The 609-nt window shown below is 20.4% G+C and carries 1 protein-coding gene; it reads left to right on the top strand.

What is annotated here, in order from left to right; genetic code table 4:
* The coding region (locus tag M0D11_RS06365) for a hypothetical protein (RefSeq protein ID WP_252321133.1) at positions 1 to 488 on the top strand (488 nt) is incomplete at its 5' end.
* Positions 489 to 609 lie beyond the last annotated feature (121 nt).

Genomic DNA, 609 nt, shown 5'->3' with positions numbered 1-609 from the left:
ATAAAAATTTAAAAATTGGAACTTTAACAACATTATTTCAAAGTGATAATGATAAAAGACAAATATGATATGGTCCTTATACTTATCCAACATTTCCACAAGAAATATGAATATTAATGACACAAGCTAAAGGTAAAAATGGTTCTGGTGCTGGAACTATATTTTGAAAATTTTGAAATAGAAAATGATTACCAAGTCAATTAAGAAAATATGTTAAAAGTGAATTAGCTAAAAAAGGTAAGTATTACGGGTCTCAAGATACAAATGTAATTTATCCTAATAATATTAATGTTCAAAAAACTATGCATTTTATTAATAGATTAGAAAAAGGTTTTTTTAAATTAAAAGAATATAAAACTTTATCTAAAAATGAAATTGGAAGTACACAATGAAGATATGAAAGAAAACAATTATTAAAAAATTCTTTACATACAAGAAAATATATAAAAATTAAACAAAATTCTAATTTTTATAAAACATGAAAGTAGGTGGTAATTATTATTGAATTAGATAAACCAATTAAACCAATTGGTATATGAAATACTATTAATCCATTAAGTAAAGATAATAAAGAATATAAAAGATTAAATAAGATTTGATTTAATAAAA

Origin of the sequence: Spiroplasma endosymbiont of Lariophagus distinguendus, assembly GCF_023846195.1 — a bacterium.
Classification (GTDB): Bacteria; Bacillota_I; Bacilli_A; order Mycoplasmatales; family VBWQ01; genus Spiroplasma_E.
This window is presented reverse-complemented; position numbering and strand designations above follow the sequence as displayed.